14 protein-coding genes and 2 pseudogenes are annotated in these 15777 nt (G+C 73.3%); 13 read left to right on the top strand and 3 right to left on the bottom strand.

All coding sequences use genetic code 11. From position 1 onward, the window contains the following. Nucleotides 1-96: 96 nt before the first annotated feature. The 5 genes from ABGB06_RS12350 to ABGB06_RS12330 all read left to right on the top strand — a co-directional run bounded on the left by ABGB06_RS12350 (nt 97) and on the right by ABGB06_RS12330 (nt 6753). On the top strand, nt 97-1515 hold the full coding sequence (locus ABGB06_RS12350) for a lactate racemase domain-containing protein (protein WP_347588313.1): 1419 nt from the start codon (nt 97-99) through the stop codon (nt 1513-1515). A 1-nt stretch (nt 1516) separates the two neighbouring features. After that, nucleotides 1517-2269 carry a nickel pincer cofactor biosynthesis protein LarB gene (larB, locus tag ABGB06_RS12345; protein WP_347588311.1) on the top strand — a complete coding sequence of 251 codons (753 nt, stop codon included), beginning with the start codon at nt 1517-1519 and terminating at the stop codon, nt 2267-2269. 157 nt (nt 2270-2426) lie between these two features. Continuing rightward, a complete protein-coding gene (locus ABGB06_RS12340) occupies nt 2427-4721 on the top strand; it encodes an MMPL family transporter (RefSeq protein ID WP_347588309.1) in 2295 nt (764 codons plus the stop codon). A gap of 89 nt (nt 4722-4810) precedes the next feature. Next, nucleotides 4811-6076 (top strand): sensor histidine kinase, encoded by a 1266-nt coding sequence (locus ABGB06_RS12335; protein ID WP_347588307.1) that lies wholly within the window; start codon nt 4811-4813, stop codon nt 6074-6076. Then, nucleotides 6073-6753: a response regulator transcription factor gene (locus tag ABGB06_RS12330; RefSeq protein ID WP_347588305.1), complete on the top strand. Its 681-nt coding sequence runs from the start codon at nt 6073-6075 to the stop codon at nt 6751-6753. The genes ABGB06_RS12335 and ABGB06_RS12330 overlap by 4 nt, the downstream gene beginning before the upstream one ends. Before the next feature lie 31 nt (nt 6754-6784). Here the strand turns inward: ABGB06_RS12330 and ABGB06_RS12325 are convergent. Next, nucleotides 6785-7017 (bottom strand): annotated as a pseudogene (locus tag ABGB06_RS12325) (dehydrogenase); the annotation flags it as partial. 136 nt (nt 7018-7153) lie between these two features. Here ABGB06_RS12325 and ABGB06_RS12320 point away from each other — a divergent pair. Then, nucleotides 7154-8073, top strand: a pseudogene (locus ABGB06_RS12320) (NADP-dependent oxidoreductase). A gap of 77 nt (nt 8074-8150) precedes the next feature. Here the strand turns inward: ABGB06_RS12320 and ABGB06_RS12315 are convergent. After that, nucleotides 8151-8957, bottom strand: a complete 807-nt coding sequence (locus ABGB06_RS12315) for a serine protease (RefSeq protein ID WP_347588303.1) — start codon at nt 8955-8957, stop codon at nt 8151-8153. 215 nt (nt 8958-9172) lie between these two features. Here ABGB06_RS12315 and ABGB06_RS12310 point away from each other — a divergent pair, with 215 nt between their 5' ends. The 5 genes from ABGB06_RS12310 to ABGB06_RS12290 all read left to right on the top strand — a co-directional run bounded on the left by ABGB06_RS12310 (nt 9173) and on the right by ABGB06_RS12290 (nt 13649). After that, nucleotides 9173-9898: a hypothetical protein gene (locus ABGB06_RS12310; RefSeq protein WP_347588301.1), complete on the top strand. Its 726-nt coding sequence runs from the start codon at nt 9173-9175 to the stop codon at nt 9896-9898. 227 nt (nt 9899-10125) lie between these two features. Then, the gene (locus ABGB06_RS12305; RefSeq protein WP_347588299.1) at nt 10126-10752 is read left to right on the top strand and encodes a hypothetical protein; all 627 of its coding nucleotides are present in this window, start codon (nt 10126-10128) and stop codon (nt 10750-10752) included. Between the two features lie 120 nt (nt 10753-10872). After that, entirely contained in the window at nt 10873-12645 is a 1773-nt protein-coding gene (locus ABGB06_RS12300) for a hypothetical protein (protein ID WP_347588298.1), read from the top strand. 44 nt (nt 12646-12689) lie between these two features. Next, a complete protein-coding gene (locus ABGB06_RS12295; protein ID WP_347588296.1) occupies nt 12690-13262 on the top strand; it encodes an META domain-containing protein in 573 nt (190 codons plus the stop codon). Between the two features lie 36 nt (nt 13263-13298). After that, the gene (locus ABGB06_RS12290; protein WP_347588294.1) at nt 13299-13649 is read left to right on the top strand and encodes a DUF4190 domain-containing protein; all 351 of its coding nucleotides are present in this window, start codon (nt 13299-13301) and stop codon (nt 13647-13649) included. 51 nt (nt 13650-13700) lie between these two features. On the opposite strand, the gene ABGB06_RS12285 is transcribed toward ABGB06_RS12290, so the two are convergent. Then, complete coding sequence (locus tag ABGB06_RS12285; protein ID WP_347588292.1) at nt 13701-14090, bottom strand: VOC family protein; 390 nt, start codon at nt 14088-14090, stop codon at nt 13701-13703. 92 nt (nt 14091-14182) lie between these two features. Between ABGB06_RS12285 and ABGB06_RS12280 the strand changes: the two genes are divergently transcribed. Both ABGB06_RS12280 and ABGB06_RS12275 read left to right on the top strand, forming a co-directional pair. Beyond that, entirely contained in the window at nt 14183-14941 is a 759-nt protein-coding gene (locus ABGB06_RS12280) for a TetR/AcrR family transcriptional regulator C-terminal domain-containing protein (RefSeq protein ID WP_347588290.1), read from the top strand. Nucleotides 14942-14945: 4 nt separating this feature from the next. Beyond that, complete coding sequence (locus tag ABGB06_RS12275) at nt 14946-15752, top strand: nucleotidyltransferase domain-containing protein (protein ID WP_347588288.1); 807 nt, start codon at nt 14946-14948, stop codon at nt 15750-15752. Nucleotides 15753-15777 lie beyond the last annotated feature (25 nt).

The raw sequence follows: 15777 nt of genomic DNA, 5'->3' as shown, positions 1-15777 counted from the left end.
GTCCTTCGGTCGGGCGTCGGCACTCATCGCCGAGGCCGCCGACGATTACATGTAATGTGTAGATCTGGCAACCCATTGCGTAAAGGAGTCGAACGGATGCAGGTCGAGCTCGAGTACGGCGACGGCCATCTGACCGCTGAACTGCCCGATGACAGCGTGGTAGTTCGGCCCGAGACCGCCACGCACGAGCCCGAGCCGCTGCCGGATCCGGTCGCGGCCACCCGCGAGGCACTTGCGGCACCGCTGGGCTCCGACCCCGTGACCGAGCTGGTGGGCCCGGGCAGCACCGTCACCATCGCCTTCCCCGACCGCGTCAAGGGCGGCACCCAGGCCACCGCGCACCGCAAGGTCGTGCTCCCGGCGCTGCTGGAGCAGCTCGACAGGGCGGGCGTGCGCCGCGAGAACATCCGGCTGGTGTGCGCGATCGGCCTGCACCGCAAGAACCGCCGTGCGGAGTTCGTCGACTACCTGGGCCGTGCCGTGGTGGACGCGGTGCCGGAGGCCAACCTGGTCAACCACGACGCCGAGGACCCGAACGGCATCATCGACCTCGGCACCTCCGCGCTCGGCGACCCCGTCGGCATGAACGCCGCGCTCGCGGAGTCCGACCTCTCGATCCTCGTCGGCCACACCGCCGGCAATCCCTACGGCGGCTTCAGCGGCGGCTACAAGATGCCCAGCACCGGGCTGACCACCTGGCGCTCCATCGCCAGCCACCACGCGCCGCGCAGCCTCTACCGCGACGACTTCGTGCCGGCGTCCACCACCAGCCGTTTCCGCGAGCAGCTGACCGCGATCGGCCAGCGGATGGAGGCGGCCATGCCCCGGCCGTTCTTCTCCGTCGACGCCGTCCTCGACAGCCGCTCCCGCCAACTCGGCGTCTACGCCGGCGCCATTCCCGACGTCGAGCGGGCGTCATGGCCGCTGGCCACCGCCCGGACCGACCTGCGAGTGCCCGGACCGCCCGCGGACGTCCTCGTCATCGGCGTGCCGCGCAACTTCCACTACGGCGCCGGCATGGGCTCCAACCCGATCCTGATGACGCAGGCCATCGGCGCCAGCGTCGTCCGGGCGAAGAAGGCCCTGGTGGAGAAGCCCGTGGTGATCGCGGCGGCGGTCTGCGACGGGTGGTTCAACGAGACCGAGTTCCCGCCGTACGCGGCCGCCTACGACGTGCTCCAGCAGTGCCAGCACCCGTCCGACATGCGGGAGTACCACGAGCAGCTCGCGACCGACCCGGAGTGGATCTACCGGTACCGGCACCACTACGGCTACCACCCCTTCCACGCCTTCTCGATGATCTACATGGGCGGCATCGCCCGCGAGCACAGTTCGGCCGTGTACGTCGCCGGGGCCCGCCGCCCCGGCCTGGCCCGCGGCATGGGCGCGCGCACCACCGCGACCGTCGAGGAGGCGCTCGCCGAGGCGACGGCGATCCTGGGCCGGAAGCCCCGGGTGCTCGCCGTGCCGCGCCTGTCCAGCCCGGCCTTCCACCTCACCGCCACCGAGGAGTGAGATGAGTCACGGCCCCTCCCCGGAGCTGGAGCCGCAGCCGCAGCCCGAGCCGGAGTTGGCGCCGGCGCCCGCACCGCCGCCGGTCGCCGACCTCGGCTGGGCCCGCCTCGATCTCGACCGGGCCCGGCGCACCGGGGACCCCGAGGTCGTCTACGGCCCGGGGAAGACGCCGGACCAGGTGGCGACGGCCCTCGGCGAACTGCGCCGGCGGCACCGGAACCGGGCCGTGTTGGCCACCCGGCTCGATCCGGCCGCCCGCGCCGAGGTGCGCGCCCGCCTGACCGGGGCCGAGGTGGACGACGTCGCGGGCACGGCGGTGCTCGGCCCGCTGCCCGAGCCGCGCGGCCTGGTCCTCGTGGTCGCCGCCGGCACCTCCGACGGGCCCGTCGCCGCCGAGGCGGCGGTGACGGCCCGGGTGCACGGCGCCGGGGTCGAGCGGATCGACGACGTCGGGGTCGCCGGCCTCCACCGGCTGCTCGCCGTCAGCCACCGCCTCGACGAGGCCGACTGCCTCGTCGTCGTCGCCGGCATGGAGGGCGCCCTGCCGTCCGTGGTCGGCGGGCTGAGCGGCACGCCGCTGGTCGGCGTTCCCACGAGCACGGGCTACGGCACGGGGGCGGGGGGCCGTGCCGCGTTGCTGTCGATGCTCAACTCCTGCTCCGCCGGGATCGTCGTCGTCAACGTCGACAACGGGTACGGCGCGGGCGTCCACGCCGCCCGCGTGGCCCGGGCCGCCGGAGGCCCGCGGCGCTGAGCGTCGGGGCGGGCGGCGAGGGCCCGCGCCTACTGCGATTTCAGTAGGCGGTCCTGCGGTTTCGGTAGGTCGAAGTGTCCGTAGCGGCATGACGACGGGACGGGTCCTCCCCGGCGAGCCTGAAGGGGTCATCGCTTGTGGAGAGGGAGACCCTGACGTGGCGACTTTTCTGTACCGGCTCGGGCGCGGCGCCTTTCGGCGGCGCGGCCTGGTCGTCTTGGTGTGGCTGGGGGTGCTGGCCGCGGTCGCGGTGGGCGCCGCGGGGGCGTCGGGACCCTCGGACGAGGAGTTCTCGATGCCCGGGATCGAGTCGCAGAAGGCGTTCGATCTCATGGAGGAGCGTTTTCCCGGAGCGGCCGCGGACGGCGCGACCGCCCAGGTCGTCTTCGTCGCCCCGGACGAGGAGAAGGTGACCGCGGGCGAGCTGCGGCGGGCCGTCGAGGACGCGGTGGGCTCGCTGGGCGGCGGCCCGCAGGTGGCCGACGTCGCGGACCCGTTCGCGTCGGAGGCCGTCAGCGACGACGGTTCGACGGCGTTCGCGACCGTCACCTACCAGGTCGAGCCCTCCGAGGTCACCGACGCCAGCCGAGCGGCGGTGGACCAGGCGGCGGACCAGGCGCGGGCGGCGGGCCTGACGGTGGAGACCGGCGGGTCGGCGATGGACGCCGGCGGCGGGCCCGGCGGGACCGCGGAGCTCGTCGGCCTCTCGGCGGCGGCGCTCGTGCTGCTGATCACGTTCGGGTCGCTGGCGGCCGCGGGCCTGCCGCTGCTGACCGCGGTCGTGGGCGTCGCCGTGAGCCTTTTCGGGATCGTGCTGCTGGCGGGCCCGTTGGGCCTGTCCGCGGACACGCTCACCCTCGGGATGATGCTGGGCCTGGCGGTGGGCATCGACTACGCCCTGTTCGTGGTGTCCCGCTACCGGGAGGAGCGCGGGCGCGGTCGGGCACCGCAGGAGGCGGCCGGTGTGGCGGTGGGCACCGCCGGGTCGGCGGTCGTGTTCGCCGGGGTCACCGTGGTGATCGCGCTGGCGGGCCTGTCGGTGGTCGGGATCCCGACGCTGACGAAGATGGGCCTGGCCTCCGCCGGGGCCGTCGCGGTCGCCGTGCTGGTCGCGTTGACGGTCGTCCCCGCGCTGCTCGGGTTCTGGCCCAACGCCGTGCTGGCCCGCAGGGCCCGTAAGGCCGGCAGGGTCCGCGGGGCCCGCGGGGCACGCGGGGCCGGCGCGTGGCACGGCGCCCCCGAGCACGGCGACCACGCCGCCGGCGGGCGGGACAACCTGGGCACCCGCTGGGCCCGTTTCGTGCTGCGGCGCCCCGTGGCGGTGCTGGTGCTCGGCGTGGTGGGCCTGGGCGCGCTGGCCGTGCCGATGGCGTCGCTCCAGCTGGGCATGCCGGGCGACGAGGCCAAGTCGACCGCCACCACCGAGCGGCGGGCCTACGACGCGCTCGCCGAGGGCTTCGGCCCCGGCTTCAACGGCCCGCTGACCATCGTCGTCGACGCGCGCGGCGCGGCCGACCCGCTCGCCGCGGTGCGCACCATCAGCGACCGGATCGACGCCACGGACGGCATCGTGTCGGTCTCACAGGCCAGCTTCAACGAGGCCGGCGACACGGCGGTCTTCCGGGCCACGCCGTCGACCAGCCCCACCGACGAGGAGACCAAGGATCTGGTCGAGACGATCCGCGGCGACCGTCCGGCCGTGGAGGAGCAGGCGTCGGCGACGTTCGAGGTCACCGGCACGACCGCGTTGAACATCGACGTCGCGGCGAAGGTGCAGTCCGCGCTGGTGCCGTATCTGGCGGTGGTGGGCGGCCTGGCGGTGGTGCTGCTGCTGGTGGTCTTCCGCTCGGTGCTGGTGCCGGTCAAGGCGGCCCTGGGCTTCGTCCTCTCGGTGCTGGCGGCGCTCGGCGTGATGGTGCTGGTCTTCCAGCAGGGACACGCCGCGGACCTGTTCGGGGTGGAGCAGACCGGGCCGATCATGAGCCTGATGCCGATCTTCCTGATGGGCATCGTCTTCGGGCTGGCCATGGACTACGAGGTGTTCCTGGTCTCCCGGATGCGGGAGGCGTACACCCGCGGGGAGTCCGCCGACCAGGCGGTCGTGTCCGGGTTCCGGCACAGCGCCCGGGTGGTGACGGCCGCCGCGCTGATCATGATCGCGGTCTTCTCCGGGTTCATCGGGGAGGAGGGTTCGATGATCAAGATGCTCGGGTTCGGCCTGGCCGCCGCGGTGCTCTTCGACGCCTTCGTGGTCCGGATGGCGATCGTGCCCGCCGTCCTGGCGCTGCTCGGCGACCGGGCCTGGTGGCTGCCGACGTGGCTGGGTCGCGCCCTGCCCCGCGTCGACGTGGAGGGCGGAACGCTCGGCCACGCGCCGTCCGACGGCCCCGGCCCCGGCCCCGGCCCCGGTCCCGGCCCCGCTCCGGACCGGCCGGTCGAGGCGCGCGTGTGACCGGCTCCGCCCGCGGGCCCGTCCTCGTCCGCATCGGCGACCATGGACCTCGGCACGCCCCGCACGGCACGCCCCTCACGGAGAGCACGATGACCAGCAATCTCGAACGGTACGCGGAACGCCATGCCCGGGCCGCTGACGTGGTGACGGCGGTGGCGTTGTGCGTCTGCGCGCTCTTCGGGGCCCAGATCGGCACGTCCGACTCCTCGCCCCCGCACGCCCTCTGGCCCGCCTGGATCATCGTCGTCTCCGGCGTGGCCGTCCTGGCCTGCCGCAGCCGCCCGCGCGCCACCCTCGCGGTCACCGCCGTCGCGGCCGCCGTGCTGACCGCCCTGGGCTACCTGCCCAGCCCGCTGCTGCTGGCCCCCGTCATGACGGCGTTGTTCTGGCTCGCCGCGCTCACCGACTCGCGCACCACCGGCCTCTACGGCTCGGCGACCGTGGCCCTGCTGCTCGCCACCTCGCTGGCGGCCGCGCCGCTCGGCGACGACTTCATCCTCCGGACCGTGGGCACGGTCCTGTGGCTGCTGCTGCCGGTGGCCCTCGGCGGCTGGAGCCGCTCCCGGCGCGCCTACCTCGAATCCGTCAAGGCCCGCGCCGCGCACGCCGAACGCACCCGGGAGGAGGAGGCCCGGCTCCGCGTCGCCGAGGAACGCATGCGCATCGCGCGCGAACTCCACGACGCCGTCGCCCACCACATGGCCGTCGCGCACGCCCAGGCCGGCACCGCCGCCCACCTCGCGGCCACCCGGCCCGAGCAGACCCGCTCCATCCTCGCCGACCTGGTCGGCACCACCACCTCCGCGCTCCTGGAACTCCGCGCCACGGTGGGCGTGCTGCGCCAGACCGCCGACCCGGGCGCCGACCCGCTGGAGCCCACCCCGGGCCTGGACCGCCTGCCCGAACTGGTCGCGGCCTGCGAGTCGGCCGGCCTGACCGTCACCCTCACCACCGAGGGAGAGGCCCAACCCCTGTCCCCGGGAGTGGACCTGACCGCCTACCGGATCATCCAGGAAGCCCTGACCAACGCCACCAAACACGCGCCCGACCACGCGGCCCGGGTCCGGCTCCGCTACGACGGCTCGCGGCTGCTCATCACCGTCACCAACGACGGCACGGCGAACGGCGGGGCGGTCCCGCCGATGCCCGGGGGCGGATACGGGCTGATGGGCATGCGCGAACGCGCCCACTCCGTCGGCGGCGAGCTGCGCGCCGGCCCTCGGCCCGAGGGCGGCTTCGAGGTCGCGGCCGCCCTCCCCTTCCAGCCCCGCACCCCGGCGGACGCCCCGGCGCGGGCGGACTCCGCCGCACCGACGGACGCCCCGTCCGGACCACGACACGAGGACACCCGTTGACCATCCGCGTCCTGCTCGCCGACGACCAGGCCCTGCTGCGCGGGACCTTCCGGCTGCTGATCGACTCGTGCGACGACATGGCGGCCGTCGGCGAGGCCGCCGACGGCCACCAGGCGGTGGAGCTCGCCCGTGCCCACCGGCCCGACGTCGTCCTCATGGACATCCGGATGCCCGGCGCCGACGGCCTCGCCGCCACCGCCGCCATCTGCTCGGACCCCGACCTCGCGGGCACCCGGGTCCTCATCCTGACCATGTTCGAGACCGAGGAGTACGTCGCCCAGGCGCTCCGCGTGGGTGCCAGCGGCTTCCTCGGCAAGTACGTCACCACGGACGCGCTGCTGGACGGGATCCGCACCGTCGCCGCGGGCGAAGCCCTCCTGTCACCGGGAGCCACCCGGGCGCTGATCGCCCGCTTCCTCACCACCCCCGCCTCGGGGCCGCCGCTCGCCCCGGCGGAACGCCTCGCCGACCTCACCCCCCGGGAACAGGAGGTCACCGTCCTGGCGGCCCACGGCAGGTCCAACGACGAGATCGCCGAGGAACTCGTCCTGAGCGTCCTCACCGTCCGCACCCACATCCAACGCGCCATGACCAAACTCGGCGCCCGCGACCGCGCCCAGCTCGTGGTCATCGCCTACCAGAACGGCGTCGTGCGCCCCGAACCACCCAGCCTCTGACGAACCGCGGGCGTACGGGACGGCTTCGGGATCACCAGGGGACGACGCCGGCGTCCTCGAAGAACGAACCGGTCGGGCCGCCGTCGGGCAGCGTGGCGAGCCGGATCGCCGTGGCCGCGCCCTGCTCGGGGGTGCGCGGCCCGTGGAAGCCGGTGAAGTCGGTCGCGACCAGGCCCGGGCAGGCGGCGTTGATCAGGATGTTGCTGTCGCGAACTGCCGGGCGTGCTGCACGGTGACGGCGTTGAGGAACGACTTCGACGGCGCCGGCGGCCCGCAGCTTCGCGACGGCGGCCTTACGCCGCTGACGTCGTGTCGTTCCAGCTCGGCCGTCGGTGGTCTTCGAGAATGGCCCCGCGGGGCTGTCCGAGGCCTGTCCGAACGATGAGGTGCGGAGATCACGATGAAGGCGGTCCGGTTCCACGAGTACGGCGGGATCGACGTGCTGCGGGTGGAGGAGGTGGCGCGGCCCGCGCCCGGGGCCGGGCAGGTGCTGGTCGAGGTTCGCGCGGCCGGGATCCAGCCCGGCGAGGCGGCGATCCGGGAGGGCGCGCTGCACCATCTGTGGCCGACGACGTTCCCCTCCGGGCAGGGCAGCGATCTGGCCGGCGTCGTGGTGGCGGCCGACCCGGGGGCGAGCGGCTTCGCGGTGGGCGACGAGGTCCTGGGCTTCACCGGTGACCGGGCGAGCCACGCGGAGTTCGTCGTGGTCGACGGCGTGGACCTGGTCTCCCGCCCGGAGGGGCTGCCCTGGGACGTGGCCGGTTCGCTGTACGTGGTCGGCACGACGGCGTACGCCAGCGTGTTCGCGGTGGATCCGGGACCGGCCGACACGGTGGTGGTGTCCGGCGCGGCGGGCGGCGTCGGGTCGCTCGCGGTGCAGCTCGCGCGGCGGCGCGGCGCCACGGTGATCGGGCTGGCGAGCGAGCGGAACCACGCCTGGTTGGCGGAGCGCGGTGTCGTTCCGGTCGCGTACGGGGAGGGCGTGGCCGAGCGGATCCGGCGGGCCACCGACGGGGGCGTCGACGTCGACGCGTTCATCGACACGTTCGGCGACGGATACGTGGATCTGGCGGTGGAGTTGGGCGTGCGGCCCGAGCGGATCAACACCATCCGCGACTGGCAGGCCGCGGCCAGGGCGCGCGGACCTACGGAGAGGCGTCGGCGTCGTGTGCGGTGGTGCTCGGCGAGCTGGCCCGGCTGGTCGCGCGCGGGGAGCTGGAGGTGCCGATCGCCCGCACCTACCCGTTGGAGCAGGTGCGGGAGGCGTTCCGCGAGCTGGAACGGCGGCACACCCACGGCAAGATCGTGCTCCGGCCGTAGCCCGGTGCGGGCTGCCTTCGGACGGGGAGACCCTGCCGAGGGCAGCCCTCTTCCAGACGCGTGTCGCGGCGTGCGGGTCAGGAGTTGATCTGCTCCGTCAACAGGTCGGCATAGGTGTTGACCTGGGTGTAGACGCCCGGCCAGCCGGGCTCGGCGCAGCCGTTGCCGAAGGAGGTGATGCCGGCCAGCCGGCCCTCGATGACCAGGGGGCCTCCGCTGTCGCCCTGGCAGGTGTCGACGCCGCCCTCCTCGTAGCCGGCGCAGACGTGCGCGTCGGCGTCGAAGCCCGGGTCGTAGGCCGCGGCGCACGACTCGTCCGAGACCACGGGGACCTCAGCGGTGCGGAGTTGGTTGGGGTAGGAGCCGTTGCTGCTGGTCGCGCCCCAGCCCAGGATGCGGGTGAGGGTGCCCTCCTCGTAGAGGCCCGAGTCCGCCGCCTGCGCGATCGGCAGGGTGTCGTACGGCATCGCGTCCGCGAGCGTGAGCACCGCGACGTCGTTCACGAAGTTGACGCGGTCGTACTCGGGGTGCCGCCATATGCCGGTGACGGCGGACACGGTGCCGTCGGTGCCGTCGATGTTGGTGCGCCCACCGACGACCTCGATGGTGGCCGGCCGCTCGCCCTGCAGGCAGTGGGCGGCGGTGACGACCTTGTTCGGAGCCACCAGGGTGCCGCCGCAGAACTGGAAGCCGTTGGTGTCCGTGATCTGCGTGATGAACGGGTACGCGTCGGTCGTGGTCGGCTCGCCACCGACGATGCGCGGCTGCGGCGCGTCGGCGAACGCCGCCGGGGCCGCGACGAGCGTGGCCGCGACGGCGGTGGCGGCGGCCGTGAGGGAGACGGTGATGCGGGCCCTGCCCTGTGCTCGGGACGGGTTCTGCACGAATCCTCCTGATGTGGGGGTGCACGTGGCGGTCTGACCCACCGGCCACGCGGCAAGTGAACCGCGCGGTAACTTCGGTGCGTCGGAGGCAGATTAGCCATGCATTGGCCATTGGTTAACCACTTGCGAGGACCGTGACAGAACCGTCGAGTTCGCGGAGCGGGCGCGGGAGGGCGTGACGTCGCGACATCATGGTGTTACTGGGAGGGGGCGCCATGCTGGTGTGGCTGGTCACCGAACGGGTCAAGGACCTGGGCGCCGGGGGAGCGGGCCGAGGGGGCGGGCCGCCGCCGTCGCGGACGACGGTGTACGTGGCCGAGAAGGGTGTATGGCGCGGCCCGGCCCGCCGACGGGGGCGGCGGGCGGTCGGCTGGCTGGCGGAATCCGCGCCCGAGGGGGGTGAACGAGAGTCGGAGAGGGCCGACCGGGCCGCTCGCCTCGCGGCGCGCGACGTCGCGTTGTGGTGCGGCGAGTCGCAGGGCGAACCCGCCGCCCGGGTACGCCGCGCCCGGCTCGCCACGCGACACGCGGAGTACGAGATCACCGACGCCGACGGTGAGTTGCTGGCTGCCGTCGAGCACCGGTACGGGTCGTTATGGCGGCTGCGGCGGCCACGCTGGACGGTACGGGCCGCCGACGCCGAGCGGGCGGTGGTGGGGCGGCAGGGCCGAATCCTGCTGTGGTGGCTCTGGTGGCCGAGCCTGCCGCTCCAGTTGGCCACCTACGTCGCCAGCTACTGCCAACTCAACCCCATCCAGGTGTGGCATCCGCTGTCGATCCGGCTGCGGGGGCGCTGGCGGCGGCAGGTGATGCGCTACCGACCCCGCCGCGAACTGCTCCAGGTCCGCGACCATCCGGCGTGGGACGAGCGCGTGGTCGCCGGGCTGCTCTACCTCGTCGAGCGGCCGCTCGGGGCTCACCGGCGACAACCTCTCGGCTAGTGCACTCAGCTCCCCGGCCGATCGGCGGGAAGATCGGCAGGCTGGTGGCCGTGCGGTAGTCGACCCAGGCGGAGTCGCGGTCGTGGGGATGGGTCAGGTGAACGGTCGGCAACGTCCGCGGGCCGGTCTCGCTGGCGGTACTCAGGTTCCAGGTGAGTACGTGGACGGATGGTGCCGCAGTGGCCGGGCGGCGTACCGTCCGCGGAATGAGGGTGAGGTGGGGGAGTGTGGCCCGGGCTCGGCGGGGGGCGCTGGTCGTCGCCGCGGTGCTCGTGGTCCTCGTGGCGGTGTTGGCGGTGCGGCAGGTGCCTGGGTGGTGGCACGCGGAGCCGTACCCGGTGGCGAACCCCGCGGAAGTGGGCGGCGAGTTGCACGCCGCCTCTCAGACCGTCTACGGCACCTTGGACCTGACGCGGGAGGAGAAGGTCTGGGTGGTGGGGAGCCCGTGCCCCGAGCGTGGCAGGTGGGACGCCGGGTGGAATCCGTCCCCACCCGACGCGCCCGACGTCTACAGCATGTCCCAGTCCTGGGCGGTGGAGATGCCGCCGTACGCGATCGCGGACGCGATGTACGAGGCGCGTGACGCCCTGGTCGCGGACGGATGGCGCGTCACCGAGGAATCCACGCGGGCCGACCGCACGTACGTCGCCCTCGCACGGGGTGGGATGTCCTACTCGATGTTCCTCGGCGTGGCCTGGGATGAGGCCGGGGAGTACGCCGGCGCGAGGCTGGAGAGCCAGGCCCGAGCCGGCTGCGCACGCATCTCGGCCGACTACTCCGGCGCCCGCCCGGAGTCCTACGCCGAATGGGACCTGGGACTCCCGCCGCTGACGGCCGACCAGGCGCCGTCCTGATCCGAGGGCTCCGGCCCGGCGATGGCCCCGCCGCCGGCCATGATCGAAAGCGTATTCGATACTGCTACGGTGACAGCGGGGCGGTAGTTCATCACGAGGCGTTAGACAGGCGGGGGTGGCGTGGTGTTATTACGTCGGCGTGCGGCCGTGGCGGTCGGGGTGGTCGTGGTCGCGGGGGCCAGCTTCCTGGGGGGCCGCGTGCTGGCTTCGGATCCGGTGGTGGATGACCTGGGCGAGCGCTGCGACGACACGGTGCCCGTGAACGCGGCGAAGACCTTCCTGGAGACCGACCACATGGCGGTCACGCGGGAGGAGCCCCCGGCGGAGACCTGGGCGGTGGAGTGCCGGATCGCGCCGGTCGTGACCGACTCCGAGGCCGACGCGGAGGCGTCGATCGGAGTCGTGATCGCCCCGGTCGACGGGGCGGAGGACCACCTCTTGTCCGAGTCGGTCGAGGACACGGTGCCGTTCGGCGCCGGCTGGGTGGGCAGCTACGGTCTGAACCCCGACTCATCCGGAGCCGGAGTGGGAACGGCCACGCTGCTGGTGGACTGCGCCGACCAGCCCGGGGGAGGCCTGATGGTCATCGTCTCGGGTTCCTGGGACGACGAGGACCCCGACCTGCGCGAGCAGAAGTACGCGCAACTGGGCGTCGTGGCCGCCCGCCTCGCGCAGAACGCCGGCCGGGCACAGGGGTGTGACGAGCGGACCGGAGACGTCCCGCAGTCCGTGACCGTGCTGGAGGGCGGCCCGACGTCGACGCCCGTGGGGGAGGCGGCCGGCACCTGCGAGGGCATCCTCAGCGAGGACCTGGCTCGCGAACTGCGCGCGGGCCAGGTCACGGAGTGGCCGGCCGGCCGGGCCCTGACCGAGCAGTGTGAGATCCACACCACCGGCCCGCCCTACGAGACCTACCGGCTGTCCGCCAACTACAGCGCGGCCGCCACGTTCGCCCAGGACGAGCCCTGGGCGGAGGAGTACTCGGAGGTCGCCACGGCCACCTGCCCCGGGGCGCAGCGGCAGGGCTGGTACTCCGCCATGGCCGGCGGGCACGGGAACGAGGAGCCGGAAGACCCCGAGGCGCTGGACGAGGCGTTCGAGGCGTTCGTGGCGGAGTCCGCCGCCCGTCACGGGTGCACGGTCGATCCCATCGCGCAGCCGTTGCCGGACGACGAGAACGCGACGAACCTGGGCCCCGCGGAGCGGTACGAGCGGCTCGACGGACCCGCCCCCGAGACGGCGTCCCCCGACCCGGACGCCACGGCGCCGCGGGAGTGGGAACAGGCCCTGCCCGCGACGGCGGACACCGTCGCCGCGATCCTTCCCGACCCGCGGGCGATGGAGGGCACCAGGTTCGTCGACCAGAGCGAGGAGCCCGAGACCGGCACCGGGCCGGAGGCGTACGTGTGCGCCGCGATCGAGGCGTTGTGCCAATCCCTCCAGGCATACGGCGACGTCGAGTACACCACGGCGGACGAGCACTGGGCGCTGGAGTTCCAGACCCTGGCCTACGACAGCGCCCAGTCCGCCCAGGACGCCCTCAACGCGGTGGAGGCCTACTACGCCGACAGCCACGACTGGCTGAACCTCGGCCCCGCCATCGAACCCGGGGACGAGGACCTCGGCTACGACGTCGGCGACGATGCCCTCGGCTTCCACGACTACACCACCGTCGTCAACGGGGGGAATCCCCGGGCGCTTCTGGAGGTCATCCGGGAGGGCCCCTACCTCGGCCTCGTCTGGCAGGGGGTCGACGAGGAGGTGGGCGACGAGTGGGTGAACCTGGACATCCAGACGAGTCTGTATGACCTGATCACCCAACGCATGGGTCAGGCCAAGCGGGGAGACCGGCCCGACGCCGTCGCCTCGGGCTGGCTCCTCGAACAACCATGACCCGTGGGGTGGAACCCGATGCGGGCGTCGAACGTCCCAGCGGCATGCGACGTGGACGGCTCCTCCCGGTGGCGGCGGTGGCCCTCGCGGTCATGGCGACCCTGGCCGGTTGCGAGGCCGAGACCGAGGGCGGCGCCGGCAGCGGCACCCCCACCGGCGGTGGTGCCGACGACGGGCCCGACGGCGGTGCGGGTGATCGTGCCGACGACGGTGCCGGCGTCGCGGAGCAGCTGACGGACTCCCGCTGGCTTCCCGAGCACGTCACGGTCGACGGCACCGAGCACCCCCGGCCGCCTGGCCTGACCCTCGTCCACCTGGCCGTGCCCGACGTGCGGGAGTTCCTCGACGCGTACGGGTGCCGCTACGGCTCCGACGTGACGGTCGACGGCGCCACCCTGCTGGTGGGCGAGGTGGTCAGCACGGACACGGGCTGCGCCGAGGACGGGGCCGCCTTCGAGGAGAGCTTCCTCGACGTCTTCCAGGGCAGGCTCGCCTACGAACTCGACGACGCGGACGGCCCCGGCATGAACGAGCCCGCCACCCTCACGCTCACCAACCCCACGGGCGGGTCCATCACGCTCACCGAGGATCTGCCGATCCCGGTGCCCACCACCTAGGAGCGGCCCTGATGGCCGGCGGGTAGCGTGCCGTTCATGACCGAACCCCAGGGCGCCGGCTGGACCCCGCCGCCCGCCGCGCCCCCACCGACTCAGCCGGCCTACCCGGGCGCGGTCCGGCCGCCGATGCCGGACAACCACCTCGGCGTGGCCGCGCTGGGGCTCGGCCTCCTGGGCATGTTCGGTTTCCTGTTCATCGGCGGGATCCCGGCGATCATCCTGGGCCTGAAGGGCCGTAAGGCGGTGCGGGCCGGGCGCGCCGACAACGACGGAACCGCCGTCGCGGGCATCGTCACGGGCTGCATCGCCATCGCGTTCACCGTCGCCTGCGCGCTCTTCGTCGCCTTCTTCGCGTACCTCGACGCGATCGAGTTCGGATACGGGTGAACCACGACTCGGGGGCCGCTTCCCGATGCCGGGAAGCGGCCCCCGAGCGGCTCAGCCGTCGGTGGGCGCGTTCCAGTCGACCAGTTGGACGATGACGCCGTTGGGGTCGCGGACCTGGAAGGCGCGTTCGCCCCACTCCTCGTCGGTCAGCGGCATCGTGATCGTGACGCCCTCGGAACGCAGCCGCGCCAGTTCGCCTTCGAGGTCCTCGACGACGAAGGCGAGGATCAGGCCGGCGGCGTGCTCGTCGCGCTGGTCCGCCGGGAGGGTCTCCAGCCCGCGTCGCAGGAAGATGACGTTCATCCCGGTGTCGTCGCGCGTGAGGGAGGAGAAGCCGTCCGCGGCCATCTCCTCGCGGAAGCCGAAGTGCTCGACGAGGAAGGCGCTGGACGCGGCCACGTCGTCGACGGTGAGCGATACGGCACTGGAGGTGATCTTCAAAGAGACTCCAACATCGGTGATCATCGTTGAGCCAAACTCTGTACTTCGTACATTATACATCGTAAGAAGATTGGTTGCGAGAGGATGCCCCCGTGCCGACGGAACGAACCAGCGCGGGCGACCCGGCTCGCACCCTGCAACTGCTGTGGCGTCGCTCCTCTCCCGACCCTCGCCGAGGACCGCGACGCGGGCTCAGCATCGACGCGGTGGTCGAGGCCGCCACCGCCGTCGCCGACGCCGAGGACCTGGACGCGGCGACCATGCGCCGCGTGGCCAAGGAACTCGGCGTGGTGCCGATGACGCTCTACACCTACGTCCCGGGCAAGGCCGAGCTCCTCGACCTCATGCTCGACGCCGCCTATGCCCGCATGCCGCGCACCGACACCGCCGGACAGCCGTGGCGCCAACGCGTCACCGCCGTCGCCGAGGAGAACAGGGCGCTCTTCGAACGCCACCCGTGGGCCGCGACCGTCTCCACCGCCCGGCCGCTCCTGGGGCCGGGACAGATGTCGAAGTACGAGCACGAGCTGTCCGCGCTCGACGGCCTCGGCCTCAGCGACGTCGAGATGGACGACTGCCTGACCTACCTGCTCACCTTCGTCCAGGCGTGTGCCCGCACCGCCCAGCACGACGGTGCCATGAACGACCAGCAGTGGTGGGAGGCCAGCGCGCCGCTCCTGGCCGAGGTCCTGGACGAGAACGTCTACCCCACCGCCGTCCGCGTCGGCGCGGCGGCGGGCGCCGCACACGGCAGTGCCTACGATCCCGGCCACGCCTACGCCTTCGGCCTGCAACGCGTCCTCGACGCCTTCGCCGGCCTGATCGACCGCCACGCGAGCGGGGCGGGATGATCCCATGAGCGGGCGAGGGCTGGATCCCGACGGGACGATCGCCCGCGAGGGTGCTCTGGACCGCGTGTCGGCAACGTTCGAGCCCGTCGTCGAGGCCGCCCGTTCCCGCGTGGCCGGGACGTTCGGCGGCGGCCGGCTGCACAGTGCCTATCTCTACGGCAGCGTTCCCCGGGGCGCCGCGTTGCCCGGGATCTCCGACCTCGACGTCCTGCTCGTCCTCCACGACGAGCCGACTGACGTGGACCGGGCCGACGCGCACGCCGTCGAGGCCGCGCTCGATGCGGCGTTCCCGCAGATCGACGGGGTGGGGATCGGACTGCTGAGTACCCGGACCGTGCTGAGCGACCTGGAACGTCACGACCTCGGCTTCTTCGTCGCCTGCCTGTGCACTCCGCTGCTCGGCGAGGACCTGGCGCGCCACCTGCCCCGCTACCGCCCAACGCCGCTGCTGGCCCGCGAGACGAACGGCGACCTCGCCCTCCTGCTCCCGGACTGGCGGGCCCGAGCCGCCGCGGCCGGCACGGAGGCCGAACGCAAAACCCTCAGCCGAAGCGTCGGCCGCCGACTCGTGCGCACCGGGTTCACCCTGGTCATGCCCCGCTGGGGCGGCTGGACCAGCGACCTGGCCGAGTCCGCCGACCTCTTCGCCCGCTACTACCCCGACCACGCCGACCAGATGCACCTGGCCGCCACCACCGGCCGCACCCCGTCGTCCGACCCCGCGACACTCAGCCTGCTGATCGACGACCTGGCCCCCTGGCTCGCGGCCGAATACACCACCGTCCACGGCGAGAAGACCCCGCGCCGTTGAGGAGCCGGCCGACCCGCGCACGCCG

Source organism: Streptomyces sp. B6B3 (assembly GCF_039871525.1).
Taxonomy (GTDB): domain Bacteria; phylum Actinomycetota; class Actinomycetes; order Streptomycetales; family Streptomycetaceae; genus Streptomyces.
The sequence above is the reverse complement of the archived record's forward strand: the minus strand, read 5'-3'. Positions and strand labels throughout refer to the sequence as shown.

What these genes read in the sequence shown, in the direction of transcription:
- ABGB06_RS12275 (WP_347588288.1), top strand. Translation starts at nt 14,946, where the DNA reads ATGAGCGGGCGAGGGCTGGATCCCGACGGGACGATCGCCCGCGAGGGT.
- ABGB06_RS12335 (WP_347588307.1), top strand. Translation starts at nt 4,811, where the DNA reads ATGACCAGCAATCTCGAACGGTACGCGGAACGCCATGCCCGGGCCGCT.
- ABGB06_RS12295 (WP_347588296.1), top strand. Translation starts at nt 12,690, where the DNA reads ATGCGACGTGGACGGCTCCTCCCGGTGGCGGCGGTGGCCCTCGCGGTC.
- larB (WP_347588311.1), top strand. Translation starts at nt 1,517, where the DNA reads ATGAGTCACGGCCCCTCCCCGGAGCTGGAGCCGCAGCCGCAGCCCGAG.
- ABGB06_RS12350 (WP_347588313.1), top strand. Translation starts at nt 97, where the DNA reads ATGCAGGTCGAGCTCGAGTACGGCGACGGCCATCTGACCGCTGAACTG.
- ABGB06_RS12310 (WP_347588301.1), top strand. Translation starts at nt 9,173, where the DNA reads ATGCTGGTGTGGCTGGTCACCGAACGGGTCAAGGACCTGGGCGCCGGG.
- ABGB06_RS12290 (WP_347588294.1), top strand. Translation starts at nt 13,299, where the DNA reads ATGACCGAACCCCAGGGCGCCGGCTGGACCCCGCCGCCCGCCGCGCCC.